The organism is Haliscomenobacter sp., assembly GCF_965225875.1.
Taxonomy (GTDB): Bacteria; Bacteroidota; Bacteroidia; order Chitinophagales; family Saprospiraceae; genus Haliscomenobacter.
In genome coordinates this window covers 3,632,003-3,655,625 of record NZ_CBDDBS010000002.1, presented here as the reverse complement: position 1 = coordinate 3,655,625, position 23,623 = coordinate 3,632,003, and the positions used below count along the sequence as shown (strand labels likewise).

General features: G+C 46.8%; 22 protein-coding genes. 6 read left to right on the top strand and 16 right to left on the bottom strand.

The window, feature by feature from the left end:
• The first annotated feature begins 92 nt into the window (after nucleotides 1-92).
• Nucleotides 93-854, top strand: a complete 762-nt coding sequence (locus ACO08K_RS16975; RefSeq protein WP_421797602.1) for a hypothetical protein — start codon at nucleotides 93-95, stop codon at nucleotides 852-854.
• 97 nt (nucleotides 855-951) lie between these two features.
• Here ACO08K_RS16975 and ACO08K_RS16970 read toward each other — a convergent pair whose 3' ends face one another.
• Both ACO08K_RS16970 and tsaE read right to left on the bottom strand, forming a co-directional pair.
• Nucleotides 952-2,196: an alanine dehydrogenase gene (locus ACO08K_RS16970; RefSeq protein ID WP_421797601.1), complete on the bottom strand. Its 1,245-nt coding sequence runs from the start codon at nucleotides 2,194-2,196 to the stop codon at nucleotides 952-954.
• A gap of 65 nt (nucleotides 2,197-2,261) precedes the next feature.
• A complete protein-coding gene (gene tsaE / locus ACO08K_RS16965; protein WP_421797600.1) occupies nucleotides 2,262-2,690 on the bottom strand; it encodes a tRNA (adenosine(37)-N6)-threonylcarbamoyltransferase complex ATPase subunit type 1 TsaE in 429 nt (142 codons plus the stop codon).
• 207 nt (nucleotides 2,691-2,897) lie between these two features.
• On the opposite strand from tsaE, the gene gyrB reads away from it, so the two are divergent.
• Complete coding sequence (gene gyrB / locus ACO08K_RS16960) at nucleotides 2,898-4,862, top strand: DNA topoisomerase (ATP-hydrolyzing) subunit B (protein WP_421797599.1); 1,965 nt, start codon at nucleotides 2,898-2,900, stop codon at nucleotides 4,860-4,862.
• 105 nt (nucleotides 4,863-4,967) lie between these two features.
• On the opposite strand, the gene ACO08K_RS16955 is transcribed toward gyrB, so the two are convergent.
• Nucleotides 4,968-5,711 carry a hypothetical protein gene (locus ACO08K_RS16955; protein ID WP_421797598.1) on the bottom strand — a complete coding sequence of 248 codons (744 nt, stop codon included), beginning with the start codon at nucleotides 5,709-5,711 and terminating at the stop codon, nucleotides 4,968-4,970.
• A 188-nt stretch (nucleotides 5,712-5,899) separates the two neighbouring features.
• Here ACO08K_RS16955 and recO point away from each other — a divergent pair, with 188 nt between their 5' ends.
• The gene (gene recO / locus ACO08K_RS16950; RefSeq protein WP_421797597.1) at nucleotides 5,900-6,625 is read left to right on the top strand and encodes a DNA repair protein RecO; all 726 of its coding nucleotides are present in this window, start codon (nucleotides 5,900-5,902) and stop codon (nucleotides 6,623-6,625) included.
• 84 nt (nucleotides 6,626-6,709) lie between these two features.
• On the opposite strand, the gene ACO08K_RS16945 is transcribed toward recO, so the two are convergent.
• From ACO08K_RS16945 to deoC, 9 genes are all read right to left on the bottom strand, one after another.
• The gene (locus ACO08K_RS16945) at nucleotides 6,710-7,402 is read right to left on the bottom strand and encodes a LytR/AlgR family response regulator transcription factor (RefSeq protein ID WP_421797596.1); all 693 of its coding nucleotides are present in this window, start codon (nucleotides 7,400-7,402) and stop codon (nucleotides 6,710-6,712) included.
• Complete coding sequence (locus ACO08K_RS16940) at nucleotides 7,381-8,448, bottom strand: sensor histidine kinase (protein WP_421797595.1); 1,068 nt, start codon at nucleotides 8,446-8,448, stop codon at nucleotides 7,381-7,383. Before ACO08K_RS16940 ends, ACO08K_RS16945 begins: the two co-directional genes overlap by 22 nt.
• 1 nt (nucleotide 8,449) lies before the next feature.
• Nucleotides 8,450-9,235, bottom strand: coding sequence for an ABC transporter permease (locus ACO08K_RS16935; RefSeq protein WP_421797594.1), 786 nt, complete (start codon nucleotides 9,233-9,235; stop codon nucleotides 8,450-8,452).
• A 4-nt stretch (nucleotides 9,236-9,239) separates the two neighbouring features.
• The gene (locus ACO08K_RS16930) at nucleotides 9,240-10,145 is read right to left on the bottom strand and encodes an ABC transporter ATP-binding protein (protein WP_421797593.1); all 906 of its coding nucleotides are present in this window, start codon (nucleotides 10,143-10,145) and stop codon (nucleotides 9,240-9,242) included.
• A gap of 109 nt (nucleotides 10,146-10,254) precedes the next feature.
• Complete coding sequence (dnaB, locus tag ACO08K_RS16925; RefSeq protein WP_421797592.1) at nucleotides 10,255-11,790, bottom strand: replicative DNA helicase; 1,536 nt, start codon at nucleotides 11,788-11,790, stop codon at nucleotides 10,255-10,257.
• Nucleotides 11,791-11,897: 107 nt separating this feature from the next.
• A complete protein-coding gene (tgt, locus tag ACO08K_RS16920) occupies nucleotides 11,898-13,031 on the bottom strand; it encodes a tRNA guanosine(34) transglycosylase Tgt (RefSeq protein ID WP_421797591.1) in 1,134 nt (377 codons plus the stop codon).
• 2 nt (nucleotides 13,032-13,033) lie between these two features.
• The gene (gene rodA, locus ACO08K_RS16915; RefSeq protein ID WP_421797590.1) at nucleotides 13,034-14,431 is read right to left on the bottom strand and encodes a rod shape-determining protein RodA; all 1,398 of its coding nucleotides are present in this window, start codon (nucleotides 14,429-14,431) and stop codon (nucleotides 13,034-13,036) included.
• 13 nt (nucleotides 14,432-14,444) lie between these two features.
• Complete coding sequence (locus ACO08K_RS16910; RefSeq protein WP_421797589.1) at nucleotides 14,445-14,852, bottom strand: SPOR domain-containing protein; 408 nt, start codon at nucleotides 14,850-14,852, stop codon at nucleotides 14,445-14,447.
• A gap of 73 nt (nucleotides 14,853-14,925) precedes the next feature.
• Nucleotides 14,926-15,600 carry a deoxyribose-phosphate aldolase gene (gene deoC / locus ACO08K_RS16905; protein WP_421797588.1) on the bottom strand — a complete coding sequence of 225 codons (675 nt, stop codon included), beginning with the start codon at nucleotides 15,598-15,600 and terminating at the stop codon, nucleotides 14,926-14,928.
• A 139-nt stretch (nucleotides 15,601-15,739) separates the two neighbouring features.
• Here deoC and ftcD point away from each other — a divergent pair, with 139 nt between their 5' ends.
• A complete protein-coding gene (gene ftcD / locus ACO08K_RS16900) occupies nucleotides 15,740-16,756 on the top strand; it encodes a glutamate formimidoyltransferase (protein ID WP_421797587.1) in 1,017 nt (338 codons plus the stop codon).
• A 23-nt stretch (nucleotides 16,757-16,779) separates the two neighbouring features.
• Here the strand turns inward: ftcD and ACO08K_RS16895 are convergent, their stop codons facing one another.
• Both ACO08K_RS16895 and ACO08K_RS16890 read right to left on the bottom strand, forming a co-directional pair.
• Entirely contained in the window at nucleotides 16,780-17,097 is a 318-nt protein-coding gene (locus ACO08K_RS16895) for a hypothetical protein (RefSeq protein WP_421797586.1), read from the bottom strand.
• Nucleotides 17,098-17,262: 165 nt separating this feature from the next.
• Nucleotides 17,263-18,714, bottom strand: a complete 1,452-nt coding sequence (locus ACO08K_RS16890; RefSeq protein WP_421797585.1) for a hypothetical protein — start codon at nucleotides 18,712-18,714, stop codon at nucleotides 17,263-17,265.
• Nucleotides 18,715-18,856: 142 nt separating this feature from the next.
• Between ACO08K_RS16890 and ACO08K_RS16885 the strand changes: the two genes are divergently transcribed.
• Entirely contained in the window at nucleotides 18,857-21,334 is a 2,478-nt protein-coding gene (locus ACO08K_RS16885) for a T9SS type A sorting domain-containing protein (protein ID WP_421797584.1), read from the top strand.
• Nucleotides 21,335-21,376: 42 nt separating this feature from the next.
• Complete coding sequence (locus ACO08K_RS16880) at nucleotides 21,377-21,958, top strand: hypothetical protein (protein ID WP_421797583.1); 582 nt, start codon at nucleotides 21,377-21,379, stop codon at nucleotides 21,956-21,958.
• 97 nt (nucleotides 21,959-22,055) lie between these two features.
• Here the strand turns inward: ACO08K_RS16880 and ACO08K_RS16875 are convergent, their stop codons facing one another.
• Both ACO08K_RS16875 and ACO08K_RS16870 read right to left on the bottom strand, forming a co-directional pair.
• The gene (locus ACO08K_RS16875) at nucleotides 22,056-22,625 is read right to left on the bottom strand and encodes a CAP domain-containing protein (protein ID WP_421797582.1); all 570 of its coding nucleotides are present in this window, start codon (nucleotides 22,623-22,625) and stop codon (nucleotides 22,056-22,058) included.
• A gap of 39 nt (nucleotides 22,626-22,664) precedes the next feature.
• Nucleotides 22,665-23,564, bottom strand: coding sequence for a lysophospholipid acyltransferase family protein (locus ACO08K_RS16870; RefSeq protein WP_421797581.1), 900 nt, complete (start codon nucleotides 23,562-23,564; stop codon nucleotides 22,665-22,667).
• Nucleotides 23,565-23,623 lie beyond the last annotated feature (59 nt).

The window sequence follows — 23,623 nt, the reverse complement described above, 5'->3', positions numbered from 1 at the left end:
ACCAAGAGCCGAATTCAAGTTATCTCCACTACCAAGCGCATGTCTCTTCGCGCCTTTGTCATTTTTCCCAATACTATAATAATTTTTCAGCAATGAAAGTAGTGAATGTAACCGTACGTGGTGGCAACACCACAGAAGACGCAACGGGGGTATCTTTCTCCGTATTGCCCTACGAAGTAGTCGTACAAATCCCCGGTAGCCGCGAGTCGGTGCTGAGTGTGCCCATTGTAGACAATCCTTTGCTCAATCGCCAGTCCTACAGTTTTGCGGTGGACGGCTTTGAGATCGATCTCGAAGTTCAGGAAATTTATGACGAATGTGGTGATGGTGTGGATTTGGAAGAACTAAACGCCTACGAAGAGGCCGAAGCCCAAGCTGCGTTGGATGAGGTGCTGGGGGAGCCAGAATTGGAAGAAGCTTTTGCACCAGAAGTAGAACTTAGCCCTGATAACGGATTGGATACCGGGTATCAGGAAGAAGTGGAAAATGCTGCTGCAGAAGCCGTACTTGAGGCCTCGGAATTAACAGGGGAGCCTGAAGACAGCAGCATTGAAGCCATTGCAGCGGAGCCTGAGACAGTAGCAGCAATTGAAGCAGCCGAACCCGAAGCCCTTGCCGAAATACCTGATATCATCGAAATTACATCTTCCAAGCAGGAAGCTCCAGTGGAGGAGGAGGCCGAAACGGCCTTTTTTCAGCGTGATGAAGGAGGATCTGAGCCTATTATGGATGCAGATGAAGCTTTGGTTCCGGTAGCAGAAGAGCAAGAAAACAACGCAGAGGATTTGAAAGTGCTTTTAGCGCAGACCCAGGAGTTGTTGAAGAAGTATGATTTGAATAGTGTGGAGCATTGAGGTAATGCCTACAAGGCATATATTTAGCCACGAAGGCACTAAGATTCAAAGAACGAAGTCTTTTTGATCCAGGTTTTGCGTCTTAGTGCTTTTGTAGTTAAAAATGCGACGTAATCAACAAATCCAGGTTCGTGTACTTGATTTGAAAACGTTCGCTCAAATATTCATTGCACAAACAGCCTTTGTAAGTGTATACCCCGTGCCGCAAGCCCGGATTGCTGAACAACAAATGCTCAATGCTATTCGTAGAACCTGAGCGCAACAAAATGGAAGTCAGAATATTGCTAATCGCCATCGACGCCGTACGCGGCACCTGGGAGGCAATATTTGGCACACAATAATGGATGATCCCGTGTTCGATAAAAGTCGGTTTATCCAGTGATGTCACCCGGGAAGTTTCAAAACAGCCACCCTGATCGATGCTCACATCTACGATCACCGCCCCTGGGCGCATCCTCGATACCATCTCTTCACTTACGATTACCGGTGCACGACCACTTTTGGAATGGATCGCTCCGATGGCCACATCCGCTGTAAGCAGTTCTTCACGTAAGTAAAAAGGGTCGATAGAGGAGGTATACAATTGGCGGCCCACCTGGTTTTGCAGGCGTTTGAGCTTGTAGATGTTGTTGTCAAAAATCCGCACTTCTGCACCAAGCCCCAAAGCTACCCGGGTTGCGTTTTCAGCAACAATCCCTGCACCTAAAATGACCACTTTGGCACTGGGCACCCCGGAAATTCCTCCCAATAGGATACCCTTACCCCCGCCGGTGCTGGTCAACAATTCCGCCGCTGTCAACATGGCCCGAATGCCTGCCATTTCGCTCATGGTGCGCACCACCGGGAAGTTATCCAGATCGTCCTTGATGTATTCCATAGCCAGGGCGATGACCCTTTTTTGGCGAAGCTTGTTGATGTATTCTCCGGAAATGATCGGCAAGTGGAGCGGCGAAATGAGGATCTGATTGGGGTGCATCAACTCAATTTCTGCCAGGGTCGGCGGGGCTACTTTCAACAATATTTTGGCACGGAACACCTCTTCCTTGCTATGGGCTATTTCTGCCCCGGCTTCTGAAAACTGGTGGTCGGTGAAATGCGCTTTCTCCCCTGCACCAGCTTCAACCACTACCCGGTGGCCATACCCGGTCAGAATCGCTACCGAAGAAGGGACCAGCGCTACCCGGTTTTCCTGGAGCGTACTTTCTTTAGAGATACCAATGAACAACTTCTCCGACTTTTGCTGTACGTCCAGCGTTTCCGGTTGGGTCTGGTATTGGAAGTCTGTTAAAGACTTGGGTATAGCGATGGCCGTTCCGCCATTTCCTTCTTTTCCACCACTCATAGTTCAGGAAGTAAACCGAGTTGAGACCCAGCTGATAATTGCCTGGCTTTACCTCGCTTTTGTTTTTACAAAATTAGCATTTTTCGTTGGGAATCACTTAGCATTTCGAAATGAATCCGCAAGGTATCTTCAGGCAACAAGGGTTCGACGATTTCCGGCCATTCCACAAAACAGTAATTGTCGCTGTACAAATAGTCCTCTACCCCTATGTCCAAAGCCTCTTCAATGCTGCGCAAACGGTATAAATCCAAATGATAAGCCGAACGCGTTTCACCACTCAATGCCTCCGTGTAGATGTATTCATTGACCAGCGCGAAAGTGGGACTACTCACTACTTGAGTAACCCCCAGGTGCTTACAGATGTTTTGAATAAAGGTCGTTTTTCCTGCTCCCACTTCACCCGTAAAGGCAAAAACCCGCCGCTCAGGAAAATTTTCCAGCAGTTTTTGACTGTAGTGGGGAAGCGCTGCCAAACTTTCAATCTGCCACTCCATCTATCTATTTTTTGGTCTTGCACAAAAATAAGTAATTATTAAACACCTCATTTCAACCATTAGAAAGCAATGAAAAAGAATCAAGAATATCTGACACATAAATAAAACACATAATTAATTGATTTTCTTTTATTTAAAATTGTAGAAATCCGAATTTTTGTTCATTTTTTTCTTCTAAATCCCGTAGTTTTTCCGTATCTTTGCAGGATGGATATGGTAAAAGAGACGCAAGAGAATCTACAGGATTCAAATAGCGCCGATGATTACGGCGCGGATAACATCCAGGCACTCGAAGGTTTAGAGGCCGTCCGCAAAAGGCCTGGAATGTACATTGGTAGCACCGATACAAAGGGATTGCACCACTTGGTTTGGGAGGTTGTCGACAACTCTATCGACGAGCACCTCGCAGGTCATTGTAGCCACATCGAAGTGATTGTACACACCGATAACTCGGTTACGGTAAAGGACAATGGCCGGGGTATTCCCACGGGCATGCACCACAAGTTGCAAAAATCAGCATTGGAGGTGGTCATGACCGTGTTGCACGCTGGTGGAAAATTTGACAAAAACACCTACAAGGTATCAGGTGGTTTGCACGGCGTGGGGGTTTCCTGCGTTAACGCACTTTCTGATCACCTGAGGGCTGAAGTGCACCGGGAAGGCAAAATTTTTGTACAGGAATTTGCCAAAGGTAAACCACAAGGCGATGTAAAAGTAATTGGTGAATCTGATAGAACAGGTACCACCATCACCTTTACACCGGATGCGACCATCTTTGAAACCCTCATTTACGAGTACGAGATATTGGTACGCAGGGTCAAAGAATTGTCTTTCCTGAACAAGGGTTTGCACATTAGCTTGTTGGATGAAAGAACGGGTAAAAGTGAATCATTCTTCTCCGAAGGTGGTTTGCAGGAGTTTGTACGGTATCTGGATGGCGCGAAAAAGCCATTGATCGAACAACCCATCTACGTGATGACACGCCGGGACGATGTAGAAGTGGAAGTAGCCATGATCTACAACGAGTCTTACCAGGAGAACATTTATTCTTACGTCAACAACATCCACACCCGGGAAGGGGGTACGCACGTGCGTGGCTTCCGTTCGGCTCTGGCAAGGGTGTTCAAGCAATACGGGGAAGATTCCGGGGCTTTTAAAAAGCTGAAGGAAGAAATCTCTGGCGAAGACTTCCGCGAAGGTTTGACCGCGGTGGTGTCGGTAAAAGTCCCCGAACCACAGTTCAAAGGCCAGACCAAAGGTGAATTGGGCAACTCCGAAGTTACCTCTATCGTCTCTCAATGTGTAGGTGACGTGCTGAAAAACTTCGTAGAGGAAAACCCACGTGAAGCCCGACGCATTGTCGACAAGGTCATCCTGGCGGCTACCGCACGGCACGCTGCGCGCAAAGCCCGTGAGATGGTTCAGCGCAAGAACGTACTTGCGGGGGGAGGTTTGCCCGGTAAATTGGCGGACTGCTCCTCCAAGGACCCACACGAAAGTGAGGTTTTCCTGGTCGAGGGCGACTCGGCGGGTGGTACCGCCAAACAAGGCCGCAACCGCCACATCCAGGCTATTTTGCCACTACGGGGTAAAATCCTGAACGTGGAAAAGGCCATGGAGCACAAAATTTACGAAAACGAGGAAATCAAAAACATTTTCACCGCTTTGGGCGTAAGCATCGAAGAGGATGACAATGGAGATCGTGTCCTCAACATCAATAAGCTGCGCTACCACAAAGTGGTCATCATGACGGATGCCGACGTGGACGGTAGCCACATTACCACTTTGATCCTGACCTTCTTCTTCCGCTACATGAAGCCCTTGATTGAAAACAGCAACATTTACATTGCTGCACCACCATTGTATTTGATCAAAAAGGGTAAAAATGAGCGTTACTGCTGGAATGAGGAAGAGCGCCGCGCTACGATTGAAGAATTTGGCGGCAACAATGAAAGCAGTGTAAAAGTACAACGCTATAAGGGTTTGGGTGAGATGAACGCCGAGCAGTTGTGGGAAACTACCATGGACCCCGAGCGCCGTATGTTGCGCCTGGTTACCATCGACGACGCCATGGAAGCCGACCGCGTATTCTCGATGCTGATGGGTGATGAAGTACCACCACGTCGTCAGTTTATTGAGGAAAATGCGAAATACGCGAATGTAGACGCGTAACCGTAGAGACGCACGGCGGAGTCTCTGTTCTCATTTTAAAGCAACAGAGACTCCGCCGTGCGTCCTTATAATTTTCCTATAACCGAGCCGCACGGCCGTGCGGCTCTACAGTTTATTAAAGAACATATTCTTCACTTCCTTATTGACCACCAAGCTTCCTTTGGTGACTACCAGTTGTTCCACTACCATTTCGTCGGCACTGATCAAACGCACCTTTGCGTATTCCAGCGTATCGCTATCTTCTGGCATCAAGATGATGAAGTCGCTACACTTGGACAGCATCCAACGGCCAGCTTCACGTACTTTAGCGGAGGTGTTGATGACGCCCCAAGACAAGGCATAAGTTCCATCTGGATTGAAGCGCAATTGTGGCACTTGGCTATTTGCTGCGGTGGCTGCAATGGTGTTTTCCCAGGAACCAAATAATGTTTGTTGTATTTTGGTCCATTGGACAGGGTTCACCCGATTGCCGGTGCTCAAGTGGATCACTGTACGCATTTCGGAATCGAAGGGCAACAAATCCAATCCACGTAAGGTTTGTACTGCGGAATAACGAAAAGTACTTCCTGTGTAATCCCGGAAAGAAATGACTGGCGTTTCGCGTTGCAAATCGACCGTCCAGGTGTAGCGGGCCATGGCAGGCCATTCGGCATGGGTATTGTTGATGACAGTCGCTACTCCGTTATCGTTAAATTCCATCATTAATCCAAAGCCGGTCCATTCATTCGCGTCGGTCTCCCGCCAGGTATTGGTAATTAAATTGCTGCGCAATTGTTCGGTAGTTAAGGGACCAGCCCAAGCAGTGTTCAACAAACAAGTCAGCAGCAGAGCAGAGAACAGGGTTTTCATGACAATAGGTTTTTAAAGTCGGGTAGAAAAATTTAAAATTTTATTTCTCCCAAGGACAAAATTATGGGCAAAAGGATGCCTGTGTCAACTAGAAATCGATGACTTTCTTGAAACTTTAGATTAAATTTAACATTTGGAGATAAATTGATGTTTTACTCCTGCTGTCAACTGCTCTAAATCCACCGCGCATGCTTATCGAAACCCGTGGTATTGTTTTTCGCACCCTGAAATATTCTGAAAGTAGCCTGATTGTCGACATTTTCACGGAGGCAAAAGGCTTGCAGAGTTACATTGTTAATGGGGTGCGGAGTCAAAGATCCAAGCAGAATGCCAGTATCTATCAGGTCATGACTTTGGTGGATATGGTAGCGGGTGTACGGGAGGACAAAGGGCTCAGCCGGATCAAAGAGATCAAGTCGGCTTTTGTATACCGCGCGATCCCCTTTGATGTGCGCAAGAGTGCAGTAGGTTTGTTCATGGCTGAAATCGCCCGCAAAACCATTCGTGAAGCCGAAGCGAATCCAGAATTATTTAATTTCTTGTACCAAACTTTTCAGTTTCTGGATCAAACCCAACAGCCCATTGCCAATTTACATTTGCATTTTTTAGTGGAGCTCAGTGCTTACCTGGGTTTTATGCCGGGAGGAGACTTGACTTTGGACACCCCGGTATTCGATCTTCAAGAAGGTGTTTTTTCTGATAATTCTCCCGCTGCTGCCTATTGCCTGGATCTGGAACTGAGCAAGGCTTTTTATGCTCTGTTGAACAGCAACTATACGGAATGCCATCTTTTGCGCTTGCCTGCCGGGCAGCGGCGACAGTTGTTGAGCAAATTATTGGATTATTATCGACTGCATTTGGAGCATTTACCAGAGATTCATTCGCATCAGATTTTGCAGGAGGTGTTGGGGTAAGGCGTCAACATCTAACTTTGTGTCCTTTGTGTCCTCTTTTTTTCTTTGTGATAATAAAATGCAGCTTTGGTAAAAAGCTCAGAACTACTCCTTCCCTTGTATCAGTCTCCAAAACCCCTTCTTATACGTCTCCGAAACCGGCACATACTTCTCCCCAATCTTAATCACCTCTTTTTCAATAGACTCAATTTTATCAATCGCCACCATGTAGGATTTGTGTACCCGACAAACCTGATGGCTCGGGATTTCGCGCTCCAACTCCCCAAAAGTTTGTAAAGTCATGATCCGTTTATTCAGGGTATAGATGCAGCGGTAATCGCGCATCCCCTCGATGTACAAAATCTCGTCCAGCATCACCTTTTCCAAACGGTACTCGGTTTTGACAAAAATGAATTTTTTATCCGGCAGGGCTTCAGGTTTCATCAGGTTGTTGCGCACTTTATCCACTGCCTGCACAAACCGTTCAAAACCGAAAGGTTTCAACAAATAATCACATACATTCAAGTCAAAACCCTTGATGGCATAATCCGGATAGGCCGTAGTGATCACCACCTGGCTATTAATTTTGGAAGTCTCCAAAAGCCGAATACCCGATACTTCTCCTAGGTTAATGTCCAAAAAAATCAGGTCAACAACTTCAGTTTGTAAAAAAACCAGCGCATCGGTAGCATTGTCAAAGGTGGAGAGCAGGCTCAAAAAAGGCAGTTTTTGCACATAGCCTTTGGTACGTTCAAGTGCCAGCGGTTCGTCTTCAACTATGATGCAGCGGATTTCCATGTTTGGTGCAGGGTTAATTTGACATGGTAAGTATCGCCATTTTTTGAGACTTCCAGCTGGTGTTTTTTCGGGTAAAGGGACAACAACCTTTTTTGGATCAACGAAATACCCAGTCCGCCATACTCCTGGGGGTACTGAGCACCTTCTTTGTATTTGTTGGTACAGTCAAAAACAAGTTGATTGTCGGTAATGGCAATGTGAATTTTCACCGCGTTTTCCTTTTCGCGTAGCGCCGAGTGTTTGAAGGCATTTTCCACCAGCGGGATAAACAACATGGGCTCAATCAGCCGATCGTGCACCTCTCCCTCCACCACATACTCCACATAATTGGGCGTAGCCGTGCGGATGCGCTGCAAATCGATGTATTTTTCAATGTAGGCCAATTCTTTGGACAAGGGAATTTTTTCCGTTTTGGTTTCATACAACATGAAGCGCATGATGTCCGACAACTTGTTCAGGTAAGTAGAGGCCCGCCCTGCATCCTTCCCGATCAGGACATCGATGTTGTTGAGGGTATTGAACAAAAAATGGGGGTTGATTTGAGACTTCACGAGGGCCAATTCCATTTCAAAGTTCTTTTGCATCAAACTTTCTTTGAGTTTGGTTTCGTTGTACCAACTGATGAATCCCTTGATGACCAGTCCCACTCCGCCATTCAAAAGGGAGATGATGGTCAAGGCCATCGTGATTGCTCCTCCGGAATTGAGTCCATCGTTAAAAAAGGAAAAATCCGGAAACAATATTGACATGATCGCTGCACTCAATACCCCACAACCAATGGCCGCGGCAAATCCAACCAAAAAAAAGGCTAGAATTTTTCCCCGCTGCAAAAATTGTGGAAACAGCCAGGTGTAAAAAGTATAAAAGCCCAGAACTGCCGGAATGGTGCCAAAAGCGCTAATGAAATAGACAAAACGCCAGGTTTGTAAAGGGGTATTGTTTCCTGAACGGGTTGCGGCAGCCACCAAGAGGATGATCAGTGCCCACAGCAAACCGTACAAGAACCAATACCCTACATGCAACAAGGCGATGATTGATCTGTGCATGTTATCCCTTTTCTTTTTTGGTAAGATAAAGAATATAACTAAGCAGGCTGAATCCAGCGAAATAAATCAAAGCTAGATAGTGGATGTCGAGGATGTTACTCTTGAAACGCATTTTACCCTGCAATTGCAAAAAATGGATTGCTCCATACGTGTATGGAAAAAGGTATACATAGCGCCAGGAAAGCGCGATGATGGCCCCAACAACCAGTGCAACCCCGGCACCCAAGGATACCATGAAGTTTTTGAACTGGATGCTCAACAAGTACTGCAAAGCCACAATGGGCAGGGCCAACACATAAAATGAAGCATTGATTTGGATGAATTTGACCCAGGGAAAAACCTCAGAGGGGTACTGAATATGCCCGTAATACCAGGCAGGAATGGCCCCAGCCAGATACATACCCAGGCCAAACAGCACAAACAATTGTAACATCAAAAGCAATACCACGGTGTACTTGGCAAAAAAAACGATGGTCAAACTTTGGGGCGTGGTATGTACCTGTTTCCAGGCGTTGTTTTTGTACTCCAATTGAGCGATTAAACTGGTGGCCAAAACAATCCCCATGGGTATAAGCAGGATCGACATGGATTCCCAGCCGTTGATGAGCCATTTTTCCCAAAAGGGTGTTGTCTCATAAATTTTACCCAACCGTTTGATGTAAACGAGGTGTACCAAAGTCAGGATTGCCGGGATAAAAATACCACCGACCAGGACCAGCCAAAATGCCGCACTGCGTTTGGTTTTCATCCATTCACTTTGAATGCTATTTAGCAGAATCGTTGCCATGTTTTTAGTTGTTTACCAATTCCATAAAAATACTTTCCAGATCATTTTTTTCTACCGCCAGGTGGTACACGTCGATGCCATTTTGCACAAGGTGGCGGTTGAGTTGGGCAATTTGCTCCGGGGGCAGCAGGGGCAACTGGAGTTTGCCATTTTGTTGCTGTGCTTCTGGTTGTAGACTTTGAAGCAATTGTAAGGAGCGGGTATTGTCGTTGGTGATAAGGCTTACGCGAGAGCTTTCCTGCTGTTTGTGTATCAAATCGGGCAAGGTGCCTTCGAATAAGAGCTGCCCTTTGTGGATGATGCCTACATGAGTAACCAGTTTTTCAATCTCGGCCAGCAGGTGACTAGAAATCAAGATGGTGATTTGATGTTCCTGATTGAGTCGTTTGAGCAACTCGCGCATTTCGATGATGCCATTGGGGTCGAGACCATTGGTGGGTTCATCCAGGATGAGTAAGTCGGGTTGGTTGAGCAAAGCAATGGCAATACTCAGGCGCTGCTTCATGCCCAGGGAAAACTGGCTGACTTTTTTATTGGCGGTATTGGGCAAACCGACCAGTTCCAACACCTCCTGGATGCGCGCTTTGGAACACTGGTAGATTTTTTGCAGCAGCAGGAGGTTTTCGGCGGCAGTCAAATGCCCGTACAAGGAAGGGGTCTCAATCAGCGAGCCTAACTTGCGCAGGATGGCCACCCGGTTTTGGGCCAGGCTTTGGCCAAAGATGTGGATTTCCCCTTTTTGTTTTTTGAGTAGGCCTAAAATCAGGCGCAGCGTCGTGGTTTTGCCGGCGCCATTGGGACCCAAAAAACCGTAAATGCTACCTGTAGGCACCTGGAGATTGATGTCGTCCAGGATGTTTTTGCCCGGGGCAAATTGGTGGCTTAAGTGGGTGGTTTCGATACAGTACATGATTGCTTGGTTGTGATGAACCAAAAATACTGCCTCTAAAAATCCTCCACCCAAACGATTGGCAAATCGAGAGGCTTTGTCTGCAAAATGGGTGTTTTATCCTGTGAAATCAGAATGGAATATCCTCCTCATCGTTGAAACGTGAGGGCATGGTAATGATGTTGCTGGGCAGTGGGTTGCTGAACACGTCGCTGGGGAAACTGCCAAAGTCAGGGTCGTCCAGGTTGCTGAAGCGTGCAAATTCGCCGGTGAATTTTAGTCGCACCGTATCCTGGGCCCCATGGCGGTTTTTGGCGATGATGATTTCGGCGATGCCTTTGAGGGATTGGCCTTGTTCGTCTTCGAGGATCTGATAATATTCTGGTCTATATATAAATGTCACCATATCAGCATCTTGCTCAATACTCCCGCTCTCTCTCAAGTCCGACAACTGCGGCCGCTTACTCCCGCCCCGCGTTTCCACCGCCCGGCTCAACTGCGACAGAGCGATTACGGGTACACTCAATTCCTTCGCCAGGCCTTTGAGCGCACGCGAGATGGCGGAAACTTCCTGTTCGCGGTTACCCCCTTTGCTTCCTTCGCCGCCACCACTCATCAACTGCAAGTAGTCGATGATGATCATTTGGATGTCGTATTGCATCTTCATCCGGCGGCATTTGGCGCGGAGTTCAAAGATGTTGATCCCTGGTGTATCGTCGATGTATACAGGCGCATCGCTGATGCGCTCGATGGCCTCCTTGAGGCGCTTCCATTCGTCTTCTTCGAGTTGGCCGTTGCGCATTTTATGGAGCGGCACTTCCGATTCCATAGAAATCAAACGTTGTGCCAACTGGATCGAGGCCATTTCCAGGGAAAATACGGCTACCCCTTTTTGGTAGTCCAAGGCGGCATTTTTAGCCAAAGAAAGTACCAAAGAGGTCTTACCCATACCGGGGCGTGCCGCCATGATGATCAAGTCAGAAGGTTGCCAGCCCGAGGTAATCCGGTCCAAATCCACAAACCCTGTGGGGACCCCGGTAAGACCATCTTCCTTACCCTTGAGTTCCTCCATTTGTTTGAGGGTCTTGGCTGCCAGGGAACTCATGGTATCATAGCTGCGGCTCATGTTTTTTTCAGCAATGGAAAAGAGCCCTTGCTCGGCATCATCCAGGAGGTCAAATACATCGGTGGTATCTTCGTAAGCATTGCGGATGATGTCGTTGGAAACCCGGATCAATTCCCGCTGGATGAACTTTTGGGCGATGAGTCGCCCGTGGTATTCGATGTTGGCCGAAGAAGCTACTTTGTTGGTCAATTCCACCAGGTAATAAGGGCCACCAATGGCTTCAAGGTGGGCCGTTTTTTTGAGCTCCTCAGTAACGGTAAGCAAGTCAATCGGTTGTGAGCGTTCGAACAAACGCAGCATGGCCCGGTAAATCAACTGATGTGCATCCAGGTAAAAACTTTCGGGCTGGAGAATGTCCAATACAGCAGTCAAGGCATCCTTATCAATCATCAAGGCCCCCAATACGGCTTCTTCCAGAGGAATGGCCTGTGGCGGCACTTTGCCGTAGACAAAAGTCGATAAGTCCTCGTTTTTTCCACGGGGTTTCCGACCTGTCAAGCCTACATTTTTTTTGATCGATGGATCTTTGGGTTCTGCCATGATGGTGATATTCGCTGCTTACGGACAAACGACAAACTTAAAGCTTTTATCGCGGAAAAACCAGTGTGTGGAAAACTTAAAGTTTTTATTATTTGAGCAAAAAAATACTATAACCTTGCCTCCAATCTCGGCACCATTCCTTCTTTCCATTCCCTAAAATCACCCGCCTGAATGTGCGCCCGTGCCTCGCCCACCAGCCACAAGAAAAAGGACAAATTGTGCAGCGTTGCAATCTGCATCCCCAAAATTTCATTGCTGTGGATCAAGTGCCGCAGGTAAGCTTTGGAGTAAAAGCGGCTGCTGTGGCAGGGACTATTCGCATCGATGGGTGAAAAATCGTCTTTCCACTTGGCATTGCGCATGTTCAGGATACCGTCGGCGGTGTAAAGCAGGCCATGGCGGGCGTTGCGGCTGGGCAAAACACAATCGAACATATCGATGCCCAGGGCGATACTCTCCAGAATATTGACCGGAGTACCCACACCCATCAGGTAACGTGGCTTATCGGCTGGCAAAATGCCACAAACCAACTCGGTCATGGCGTACATGTCTTCAGCAGGCTCACCTACTGAAAGGCCACCGATGGCATTGGCAGGTCGGTTGAAAGAAGCGATCGCCTCGGCGGATTGGATGCGCAAATCGGGGTAAGTGCTGCCTTGTACGATGGGGAACAAGGTTTGTTCGTACCCATACAAACCCTCCGTGCTGTCAAAGCGGGCACAACAACGCGCCAGCCAGCGGTGCGTCATTTCCATCGACTTTTTGGCGTAGCCGTATTCACAAGGGTAAGGGGTACATTCATCAAAAGCCATGATGATGTCGGCACCAATGATGCGTTGAATGTCGATGGCCCGTTCAGGGGAGAAAAAATGTGGTGAGCCATCGATATGGGAACGAAAAGTGACTCCGTCTTCTTTGATTTTGCGGGTATTGCCCAAAGAATACACCTGGTACCCTCCACTATCGGTGAGGATGGGGTGGTTCCAGCCATTAAATTTGTGTAAACCGCCTACTTGCTGCAAAATATCGATCCCTGGCCTCAAATAAAGGTGGTAAGTATTGCCCAGAATGATTTGTGCCTTTATCTCTTGCTCCAATTCGTGTTGGTGCACGGCTTTAACTGTACCTGCGGTACCCACGGGCATAAAGATGGGGGTTTGAATGGCCCCATGCGCCGTTTGAATGAGTCCGGCCCGCGCCGAAGATTGTGGGTCTTTATGTTGGATGTCGAATGAAAACATAACTATAAACGGTAACGATCCCGGTCCATCTTTAAAACAATGGCCATCATGGCTGAAAAAGCCAACAAAGATGAACCACCTCTACTGATGAACGGGAGAGGAATACCGATCATGGGCGTCACCCCGATGGTCATTCCGATGTTGATGAAAAAGTGGATGAACAATATGCCAACAAAGCAATAAGTATATACCCTGGCGAAATTGGAGCGCTGTCGCTCAGCAATCACCGTCAAGCGCAACATCAGGACCAAAAACAGCCCGATGATCCCAATCGCCCCGATAAACCCTTGCTCCTCACCCACCGTACAAAAAATAAAGTCGGTAGGTTGTTCTGGCACATAACTGTAACGGGTCATACTGCCCTGCAAAAACCCTTTACCCAATAAACCGCCCGAAGTAATGGCCGTTTTGGATTGCATGAAGTTGTACATCGACTTACAATCGGCACAAGTTTCGGGTTTTAACCACACCAGAATCCGGTCAGCCTGATGGGGTTTGAGTACTTTAAACACCGCATAGTTGGCCGAAAAGCACATGCCAACTGCCAAAACAATGGCCAATGCAGCGGTCCCTACCTCTCGCACGCCCTTGCGGCTGGCGTAGATCAAACCCCAGATCAAATATGCTGAAGCCAGCACGGCCAAACTATACAATCCTTTATCAAACCACCAGGCGCTTACGGCAGCAATAAAAACGCCTGAGATGATCCTTTGAGAGAGAATTTGTTCTTTGTATAAGGTACTCAAGTACCACAAACCTAAGCTCATGATAACAATGGAAACGATCACAGGGTCGAACATCAAACCTAAAAGCAGGATGGCTAAAATCGCAAAGCCTCCAATGTAATAGTTGGGCGACAACCCTTCACGGTACATTGCTATCAAAAAGGAACTAAACACAATGGCCGAGCCAAGGTCACCTTGCAGCAAAATCAAACCCATCGGGATCAACAACATCCCAAATGCAATAATCTGGCTGCGGAAACTTTTTAAATTGGTACTGGGCGTACTCAAGAACGAAGCCATTGCCAATGCAGCGGTCAATTTGGCAAGCTCGGAAGGCTGAAATGACATACCCCCAATGATATACCAGGAACGGTTACCATGAATCTCCGTACCAAAAAATGGCACACCAAGTAGCAAAACCATGGAGATGGTATACAAAGGATAGGCCAGGAGCTGCCAGATTTTCCAGTCAAGGGTAAGGATAACGCCAAAAGCCACGGCCGAAATGACCATCCAGATCAACTGCCTACCCACCGAAGAGCGCATGAATCCATACTTCTCGTACTCGATATAGGTGGAGGCATAAATCATCAATACCCCAAAGACAACCAGCGTCAAATAAACGGAAAAAGCAACCCAATCGATTGTTTTTGTCCCGGTGAATTTACCCAGCATAACTCAAGTTCTTCTAATATCCAATGAAATCAATGGGACTAATTTGACTGTCTTGCACCAAGTAAGATCCAGGATAGGGGCCTTTCAATAGTTGTTGCAAACTCATTGCTTGTAGTTTGCTGTGATAGGCACCTACCCGCAACAAATAATAAGGCCGTTCGTGCAGCCAGGTCACGGGTACAAACGGATATTGGGCTTTGAAATTGTTCAAGGTTTCATCCAGCTTAGGCCGGTCGGTAGTTGCTAAAATTTGCAATCGCCACCCATTGATGTAAGGTCTTTGCTTATTGCCCTCTACATACTGGCTCATCAAGTTACTAATGGCTGGATCTTCTTTGATTTGGATGTTTTGCAGCCCCTGTGCTTTCGCTGCACCGAAGCTCATTATCAGCATGAACAAAGCAATAAGGATGCGTTGCATGTCTTTTTTTTGCAAAAGTACAAAAACTTAGGGCGAAAAAAATAAGTGTTTCATTTTGCCCAAGGGGCTAAGGCTAGTAAGCCCCTTCGCCAGTCTCTCCTTTGACAATGGCAACACCCGATGAAGTCCCAATCCGGGTAGCCCCCGCCTCGATCATGGCCTTGGCGTCGGCAAAGTTGCGAATCCCCCCTGATGCTTTGATGGCGATTTTGTGTTGGAGCAATTCACCCATGCGCTTTACTACTTCAATGGTAGCGCCACCACCATTGAATCCAGTGGAGGTTTTGGCAAAATCTGGTCCCAACTCCGCCATCACGGCACAAGCTTGCTCCAATTCCGCAGGGGTAAGCATCGCCGTTTCGAGGATGATTTTAATTTTTTTGCCCTTCATACGGCTAGCAGTGATCAGGCTGTCTACATCGCTGCGCACGTGCGACCACAATTGATTTTTCACTGCACACAAATTGATGACAGCATCTATTTCATCCGCACCATCATCGATGGCACGTTTGATTTCTTCTACTTTTGCAATGGTACTGGAATAACCAAGTGGAAAGCCAACTACGGTCGCAACCTGAATTTTTTCGGGCGCATCTTCCAACCAACGCGCAGCGTCGTGCACATAATAAGGTGGAATACATACGGCGGCAAAACCGTATTCCCGCGCCTCAGCACAGAGTTGGCGAATATTGTCCAGGGTCGAATCCGGTTTCAGTAGCGTGTGGTCGATGTATGCGGCAACGTTCATTTCAGGATGTATAATTTGTCCGGTGAATTTGTTAAAGTAGGGGTATGGGGCAATATTAATTTGGCGAAAGATAGGTCAAATTAACTTATATAAACAGATATTTAACATTTAATTTGAGTCCACCCAAATCCTGCTGGATATGCAACAAGTCTATGAACAACCACTGTTAGAATGTGTACCCAACTTCAGTGAAGGCCGCAATCCTGAACGGATCGAAACAATTGCTGCTTCTATCCGCCAGGTGGAAGGAGTAAATCTTTTGCATGTTGATCCAGGGTTTGATGCCAATCGTACGGTGATGACTTTTGTTGGTGCTCCCCTTGCAGTTGTTGAGGCCGCTTTTCAGGCTATCAAAACCGCCGCACAGGTCATCGACATGCGCCAGCACCAGGGTGCTCACCCCCGGATTGGGGCAACGGACGTATGCCCGCTGGTCCCCATCAATGGCTTGTCGATGCCAGAAGTAGTAAACCTGGCCCAGCAATTGGGGCAAAGGGTTGGAGCTGAACTGAGCATTCCCGTGTATTTGTACGAATACGCAGCGACCGCGCCCCATCGACGCAATTTGGCCCATATCCGCCAGGGCGAATACGAGGGCTTGGCGACCAAAATTGTGCAGCCAGAATGGTATCCTGACTACGGGCCGACCGAAGGGCCATTCCCCGCCGGGGCTACCGTATTGGGTGCCCGTAAATTTTTGATCGCCTACAACGTCAATCTGAACACCAAAGATCAAAAAGTTGCCCAACGCATTGCCGAAAAAGTAAGGGAAAGTGGCTATGTTCAGCGCGACGAGAATGGGATCAAGCAGCGCTTTCCTGGCCGCTGCCCGGGGGTGAAAGCAATCGGGTGGTACATGCCCGCTTACGGCAAAGCCCAAGTATCGATGAACATCACCGACCTGGATCAAACTCCACTACATCTCGCTTTTGAGGCTTGTCGCGAGGAAGCCCAGCGGCTTGGTTTTGAAGTTACTGGTTCTGAGTTGATTGGTTTGGCACCGCGCCGGGTATTTCTGGAAGCTGGGCAATATTTCGCCCCTTACGAAACCGACCCGGATCGTTTGATTGAAGTGACTATAGCTCATTTGGGCCTACGGGAACTTGGAGGATTTGAACGAGGTCAAAGAATCTTGGAAGATCGATTTAAAAAATAGAGGGAAAAAAACAAGATCCAAGGTTACCAAGAAAAAAACTTAAGACTTCCTAAAGAATTTTTTTTGGTTTCCAGCTTTGTTCCGGAGCTGGCGGTGATTTTGAAAGAACTCATCTTGGTCTTGTCTGCATAGTGCAGCCATACAAAATAGGTTCCTGCTTTTAAATCGGCAATTGGGAACTGCAGGCTATGTTTGCCGAGTTCCAATGTCCATTGCTGTTCATAACAAGGCTTTCCCAGCTTGTCCTGTACAATTAAGCTAACTATCTGTGGTTTGTCATTCTTCACGTCTAGTAAAGCTCGTCCTTCTTCTGGCTGAATGTAGATTTCTCCTACTTCCATCACGTGTTTTTTTATTTGTGACGAAAAAACTGGTAAAAGGTCATGCTTTTTGGGAAAAAGAAGAAATGGTTAAGAATATAAATGTGTAACAAATATAAAAAATGATATTTGCATTGATTCGGGAAACAGTAAAACTACAAGACCCTAATTACAGCACACAAGTTATCAATGTTTTGTTGCAAATGAAAAATTTTGCTCAAATACTTCTTCCAACCATTGTTTGTTGGCTAGTGGTTGCAAGGCTTCGAGGTCATTTTCCAATTGTTTTTTAAATTTTCCCGCGTCTCTAATATTCATAGCGGCATAGTATAACTGGCTCAACCGCTGTAAAATATGTAAAAAATTGAGGCTGGATTTTTTTTGATAATCTGACAATTGCCGATTGCGTTGCACAAAACGACGCGTAGCATTGATGAGCGCCAGCAGCGCTTCATGTTCGGCCAATAAATAATAAGTTTTGAGTTGAATCAACTTGGCAGAAAGGTGATAAAAGGCATCTGTAAATTCTACATTGTGCAATTTACGCAAAGCGGAATGGTAATCTTTTTTTTCAAAATATAAATTAACCAGATTGTATGTGTAAACATTTTGGCGTAGATCGGGGGCCAGGTAGTGCTGGTAATCTTCGATAAAACGTTCGGTCCATTCGTAATCCCTGGTGCGGATACCTGCAGTAATAATGTTGGTAAAAGTCCATTGGGTGAGGGTGCCATTTTTAAAAATGATTGCTTCGTCCAGGAGCAGTTTATACAATAGCAGGATTTCCTGATAGTACTTGGTTTCTCCAGAATTGATGCGCAACACTGCAAAATTGAGCACGTAGGTATACAAGAGGCGAAGCTCTTGCTGTGGAATCAGTTTAAGATGGGTTTGTAACAAATTTTTGAGTTGCAAATAAGCTCCCTCGTCATTGCGCGTAAACATATTGAAAGCCGCCAGATAGAGCTGAAAAGCAGGGAAACTGGCCAATTCCTGCGGATGATCCTGGTACCAATGGATGATGTCATCAATAAAAGCACAGTGATAATTTGCCTTTACTGCAGTGCTGCGACTGGCCATATCACAGGCGATTTTTATTTTTTCGAGTTGATAATACCGATCCAGGGCATCACTACGCGATTGCAGGTGAGGAGTATAGGTTCTTTTTTCCTGGCTCATCAAGTGCTGATCCTGCAAGTCCTGTAGTTGATAGGCAGCATACCAATAATTGCTGTCTTGCCAGCTCTGAGCCTCTTGCAGTTGAGCATAACGTTCCAAGTGCATGACACAGGGCTCCAAGCATTCCTGATCGAGCAAGGTGCGAATCAGCAATTGTTTTTGCAGCACCTTTTCCCGGGTGTAGCGACTTTGGGCTAAAAAATCGTAAAACAGGTACAACAAGTCAGAAACAAGGTTATTGTATTTCAATTCATTGTAAGCTTCTTGAGGAAAACATAGGATATACACTTCTCGCTTATCTACTGCCTTTTTGGTCTTTATACATTGCTCAATCACTTCTATTAAGGCTTGCAGGTTTTTATTTTGGTTAAAAAAAACCGAGTGCACGTACAAAACAAATTGCTTTCGTTCTTTTGCAGGGAAATTTTGGTACAAATCGAGGAAACGGTTCTTTTTCATTCTTCTATAATTATTTTAATATAAAACTGATTTACAAAGTTTTAATTGTTTATTACTATTTTTTTGTGCTATAATTTCATTTTTTTGTCCTTTACCGCCAAACACTTTGCCCCTAACTTTGTCCCAACAAAAGAAAGATCTCATGCAACGTTTTTATGCATTATTCACCTTCCTGGTTTTGTTCGCCGTACAATTGAGTGCCCAAAGCGCCGATTGTCTGAACATTTACCTGACCCGAACCGATACCAGCAGCAATGATACTGTGTTGCTGGACGTCAGAGTGCGCAACTATGCAAACACGATTGGGCTGCAATACACTACCCAGTGGGACACCAGTGTGTTGCAATTGCTGGATGTGCGCAACTTTGGCCTTCCCGAATTGAAAAAAAGCAATTTCAGCTTTGGCTCACCAAACATCAGTAAGGGGCTACTGAGCCTTTCCTGGACTCGGTTGGACAGCTTTTATCTTCCCGACGGCGCCCGTTTGTATTCCTTACTCTTTGTAGTGAAAAACAAAACTGCAGCAACCACTACCGTAAGTTTTAGCAATGCTCCTGTACCTAGTGAAGTAGTATACCGGAACAATCGATCCCAAGCAATCACAGGTTTGATTGGCCTTAAGCTCAATTTAAAAAGCCATTCTGCTCCAAACCCATTGCGCTTTACCCAAATTTGTTCGGCTATGAATAGCTGCAAGGATTCATTGGCTAGTGCAAGCGTAAGTGTAAGTGGAGGTGTGCCGCCTTACCGATATTTTTGGACGGGCAAAGGCATGACTTTTCAAACAGCGAACATCAGTAGTGCCCTTCCGGGTGACTATCAGTTGTGGGTAAGCGACCAGAATCGGGATACCATTCCCGCTTTGGTAGCGGTGTCCGTCAACGCTCCTGGCTCTGGAGCAATCTATCTTTACTCCAGGGTCGTTTGTGACGACAGCAGCAAACAAAGCGCCACCATTATCGTAAGTAGTATAGATGTGCCCGGTGGATATGTCTTTCAGTGGAGCAATGGGTTTAAACAAACCAGCGTCAACTCCAGCTCCATCCGCATGGCCAAAGACAGCCTGTATAGCTTAACCGTTACGGATTCCAATGGCTGCATCGGTTCATTGTTCGGCTTGAGCGCCACCAACTGCTATCCGGTACCGCAGGACACCATTCCGCAGGACACCATTGTATATCCTGATCCCTTCAAACCCCGTCTGCTTGTGCAAAGCACGATAGCCAGCACTGGTGAGGTTTTTTGTACTCCGGTTATTGCAGACAATTTTAAACAATTGTATGGCCTACAATTTGGGCTGCGTTGGGACCCTCAGGCGCTTAGCTTCCAAAGGATCAATTACACCATGCCCAACATCATTGACATCAACACCCTTGGATTAGGCAATGTGACCAATGGAGAATTGCGATTTGTAAAAGTGTTCAGTCCAAGTGCAATCGCTTTTTCAGGAGAGACCTTGTTTGAGGTTTGTTTCACGCCCAAATTCAGTGGCGATTCTACTCAAATAACCTTTGGTCCCGGCACCTTACCTCCTTTAGCAGTGGATGCCCAACAAAACCTCATTCCCTTCCTGACCTACGGTGGAGCAGTCATTACTGCGCCAAGCATCTGGCCTGGCGACGCTGATGGCAACGGAGTTGTAGATCAATTCGACCTCTTACCACTGGGCCTCGCGTATGGTACCCGTGGAACTGCCCGCCCCAATGCCCAAATCACCTGGGAGCGCCACAATACCCAGAAATGGGGGACTACCCTCATCAACACCAATATTGACCTCGCTTTTGTGGACGCCGACGGCAATGGCCAGATCGACGCAGCGGATACCACTGCCCTGGCCCGCAACTGGCAGCGCGAGCACGGCGATGGTTTGCCCAAGTTGTATCAACCCGAAATTCGCGGTAGTGGTGCGTCCTTATTCATCGACGCAGACACAGTACTGAGCGGCCCAGGGCAATGGTTCCCACTCGAATTGGGTACAGCAGATAAAGTGGCTGAAAACGTTTATGGGCTTGCTTTCAGCGTCAGTTACGACCCTGCCCAAGTGCAGGAAACCGAACTGAGTTTTAGCGCAGAAAGCTCCTGGCTGGGCACTCTGGGACAAAACCTGATTGCCTTTCAGCGCAACAACCCTGTTGAAGGCCGCATTGATGTTGCTTTAACCCGTACAGATGGCCGCAACGTAAGTGGTTATGGCCGCATCGGCAAAGTAAAAATAACCATCGAGGATGTCATTTTGAACCTGCGGGAGGAAGAAAACCCTAAAATTCAGTTGGGCATCGAGAATGTTCGATTGATCAATAACGCTGATCAAATCATCCCGGTGACGCCTTTGCCCAGTACGCCAACGGCTAAAAAAGGACTTAGCACCTCGGTTTATGATCCGTACCTGGATGCACGTATTCGGGTATATCCCCAACCTGCTCGTGATCAATTGTTTCTCGACTATGGTGATTTACCCTTGCGCAGCGTGCAGCTTTTGCAGATAGATGGAAAAGCGCTGAGTGGCGTTTTGGTGCCTCAACGCAGCCTGAGCCTGGCTGGTATTCCCAACGGGATTTACCTCCTGAAAGTGGTCGCTGAAAGCGGCGTGGTTATGAAAAAAGTGTTGGTGGCTCGTTGAGGCACCACACATTATTTTAATCAACATTTAGCATAAGGTATTATGAAAACAATATTGAGCTTTATCATCTCTTTTTCCCTATTGAGTACTGTATCTGCACAGGTGGATTCCAGTAGAATCATTAGCGGAAGCCTGCAATGTTTCAATTTTTGGCCAGTTTCAGGCCAAACCGTGGTTTTGACCGATACACTAAATGGCCAAACCTTGGAACAAGCAGTAGATTCCTCTGGTTTTTTTACTTTCCGAAATGTTCCAACGGGTCGTACCTATCAGCTGAGTCTCAAAAACAGTTTGCCAACCATCGATACCTTTCGTGCTGTTTCGGTGCTGGATATGGTCAAAATGAATCATCACATTCTTGGTATTCGCCAGCTTGAAGGCCTTGCTTTAAGCGCCGCTGATATGAACCAGTCTTTTGGAGTAACCACCTTTGACATAGTGCTGGTCATGCGCGCACTGCAAGGCAAAGGGGGTGCACTCTCTGGAATTCGACATGCGACCCTATTGCAAGGCAATGGCAAAATATATTCCCATAACATTATCCCAAATTTCAGTACCAGCCTTTGGGGACTGCAACTTGTTTATTTCATCAAAGGTGATGTGGATGGATCGGGTTGTCCCTGATTGTGTTAATCCCTGATTTTATGCAGGGGCTGTTCTTAGCAAAAGAGCGGCCCCTGTTTTGTCAAAGTTGCTTGCAGTTGCCTCAACTTCTCAACTTTTACTGGCATTTTTTAGCCTCACCGGCCGGGTCAACTTCGCGCCCAAACCACACCACAGCGTAGTTTCCATACAAACCAACCCCACAGGCATTCCAGCTTAGTTTTTTCCAAATGTCGCGGTTGATCATCATGTTGTTGTGGGGCGTACTTTTTTTCCAACCTGCTATGGCTGCGTTTGCATTTGCACCATCGCTCTGCCAGTAAGAAATTTCAAAACCATCGCCCTTGTACTTGCTCAGTTCCCGGGGTTTGTCCCACATACATTTGGCCTGAGCGTGATCGTTGGTATAGCAGCAAGCCGTCCACTCCCCTTTGTCCGACCAACTGTGCAGGTTGCAATTGCCTTTGACGGGTTGGTTGTCCTGCAAGTCTTTAGCATGGGCCTGAGCTACAATGGTCATAGAAGCAGAGAGGGGAATTTTAGGCAGTTTGTACAGCTTGCGGTAAGCATTGAGTTGCTCGTAAATTTTGAATTCTTCGGCAGAGAGGCAGACCTCCGGTTGGGTTTTTTCAGGGGTAACAAACACCAGGGTCAGTGCCACCACAACATAGAGCAAGAGACTTTGCATAGGGATTTTTTTGCAAGCTAAAACGATAAATACAGGCGATTAATTATCCGCTTGTTGAAGCCCATGTAGCGGCACATCATCCGGGCGGGTACGTTTCCAACGACGGTGTGTCCATAGCCAGTATTCTGGCCGTTCCAGGATGATCTTTTCCAGAATCCGAGTATGCGCCTCAGTGATTTCCCCTTCAGGCATGGTTTGTGAGTCGGTACAAACCAGTTCCGCATTCACCTTCAAATACCCACGTTTTAGCCGAGTAACCTTGAGGAAGATAACTGGACAATTGTACTGCTTTGCATACCGCTCTGTACCCCAAAATATTGGAGTTTCCTGGCTTAAAAACATCGTCCAGTAGGCATTACGCTCATTGGAAGGTGCTTGATCCGTTCCAAAAATGGTAGCAATAGTACGCTGATGATTTTCAGCATAAAAGTTTTTTACATCCCTAGTAGGCACCATTTCCATACCAAAGCGACTACGGGATTTCTGCAGTTTATCGTTCAAAAATTTATTCTTCAATGGGTGGTAAATGGCCACTCCCGTATGAGGAATTTGATAACAAATGGACATTGCAGCCAATTCCCAATTGCAATAATGCCCACCTGCAATGATGACCTGTTGGCCGTTTTGGGCAAAACGATCAAACACATCGATGTCGTTCACAATGCAGCGTTCCAACAATTCGGCTTTTGGCATGGAGAACAAACGAATGGTTTCAACCATCAAATCAAAAAAGAAACGGTAAAATTCGTCAGCCATGCCCTTAATTTCATTGGCACTTTTATTGGGGAATGAATTGCGCAAATTGCTCAACACTACTTTTTTACGGTAGCCCATGCCACGGTATAAAAAAAGATACAAAAAATCGGAAAGCCGATAAAGCACCGCCAAGGGCAGTTTGGACAAGGGCAACAGAACCAAATAGTATAAAATCCGACTCATGTGTTCGTGGTATTTTTGAGCGCTTATTTAATTTTTTTGTTCGGGTTATAAACAAGCCA

What these genes read in the sequence shown, in the direction of transcription:
- gyrB (WP_421797599.1), top strand. Translation starts at nt 2,898, where the DNA reads ATGGATATGGTAAAAGAGACGCAAGAGAATCTACAGGATTCAAATAGC.
- recO (WP_421797597.1), top strand. Translation starts at nt 5,900, where the DNA reads ATGCTTATCGAAACCCGTGGTATTGTTTTTCGCACCCTGAAATATTCT.
- ACO08K_RS16885 (WP_421797584.1), top strand. Translation starts at nt 18,857, where the DNA reads ATGCAACGTTTTTATGCATTATTCACCTTCCTGGTTTTGTTCGCCGTA.
- ACO08K_RS16930 (WP_421797593.1), bottom strand. Translation starts at nt 10,145, where the DNA reads ATGTACTGTATCGAAACCACCCACTTAAGCCACCAATTTGCCCCGGGC.
- ACO08K_RS16895 (WP_421797586.1), bottom strand. Translation starts at nt 17,097, where the DNA reads ATGGAAGTAGGAGAAATCTACATTCAGCCAGAAGAAGGACGAGCTTTA.
- ACO08K_RS16940 (WP_421797595.1), bottom strand. Translation starts at nt 8,448, where the DNA reads ATGCACAGATCAATCATCGCCTTGTTGCATGTAGGGTATTGGTTCTTG.
- ACO08K_RS16890 (WP_421797585.1), bottom strand. Translation starts at nt 18,714, where the DNA reads ATGAAAAAGAACCGTTTCCTCGATTTGTACCAAAATTTCCCTGCAAAA.
- deoC (WP_421797588.1), bottom strand. Translation starts at nt 15,600, where the DNA reads ATGAACGTTGCCGCATACATCGACCACACGCTACTGAAACCGGATTCG.
- ACO08K_RS16975 (WP_421797602.1), top strand. Translation starts at nt 93, where the DNA reads ATGAAAGTAGTGAATGTAACCGTACGTGGTGGCAACACCACAGAAGAC.
- ACO08K_RS16935 (WP_421797594.1), bottom strand. Translation starts at nt 9,235, where the DNA reads ATGGCAACGATTCTGCTAAATAGCATTCAAAGTGAATGGATGAAAACC.
- ACO08K_RS16875 (WP_421797582.1), bottom strand. Translation starts at nt 22,625, where the DNA reads ATGCAAAGTCTCTTGCTCTATGTTGTGGTGGCACTGACCCTGGTGTTT.
- ACO08K_RS16955 (WP_421797598.1), bottom strand. Translation starts at nt 5,711, where the DNA reads ATGAAAACCCTGTTCTCTGCTCTGCTGCTGACTTGTTTGTTGAACACT.
- ACO08K_RS16910 (WP_421797589.1), bottom strand. Translation starts at nt 14,852, where the DNA reads ATGCAACGCATCCTTATTGCTTTGTTCATGCTGATAATGAGCTTCGGT.
- ACO08K_RS16970 (WP_421797601.1), bottom strand. Translation starts at nt 2,196, where the DNA reads ATGAGTGGTGGAAAAGAAGGAAATGGCGGAACGGCCATCGCTATACCC.
- ACO08K_RS16870 (WP_421797581.1), bottom strand. Translation starts at nt 23,564, where the DNA reads ATGAGTCGGATTTTATACTATTTGGTTCTGTTGCCCTTGTCCAAACTG.
- ACO08K_RS16945 (WP_421797596.1), bottom strand. Translation starts at nt 7,402, where the DNA reads ATGGAAATCCGCTGCATCATAGTTGAAGACGAACCGCTGGCACTTGAA.
- tgt (WP_421797591.1), bottom strand. Translation starts at nt 13,031, where the DNA reads ATGTTTTCATTCGACATCCAACATAAAGACCCACAATCTTCGGCGCGG.
- tsaE (WP_421797600.1), bottom strand. Translation starts at nt 2,690, where the DNA reads ATGGAGTGGCAGATTGAAAGTTTGGCAGCGCTTCCCCACTACAGTCAA.
- ACO08K_RS16880 (WP_421797583.1), top strand. Translation starts at nt 21,377, where the DNA reads ATGAAAACAATATTGAGCTTTATCATCTCTTTTTCCCTATTGAGTACT.
- rodA (WP_421797590.1), bottom strand. Translation starts at nt 14,431, where the DNA reads ATGCTGGGTAAATTCACCGGGACAAAAACAATCGATTGGGTTGCTTTT.
- dnaB (WP_421797592.1), bottom strand. Translation starts at nt 11,790, where the DNA reads ATGGCAGAACCCAAAGATCCATCGATCAAAAAAAATGTAGGCTTGACA.
- ftcD (WP_421797587.1), top strand. Translation starts at nt 15,740, where the DNA reads ATGCAACAAGTCTATGAACAACCACTGTTAGAATGTGTACCCAACTTC.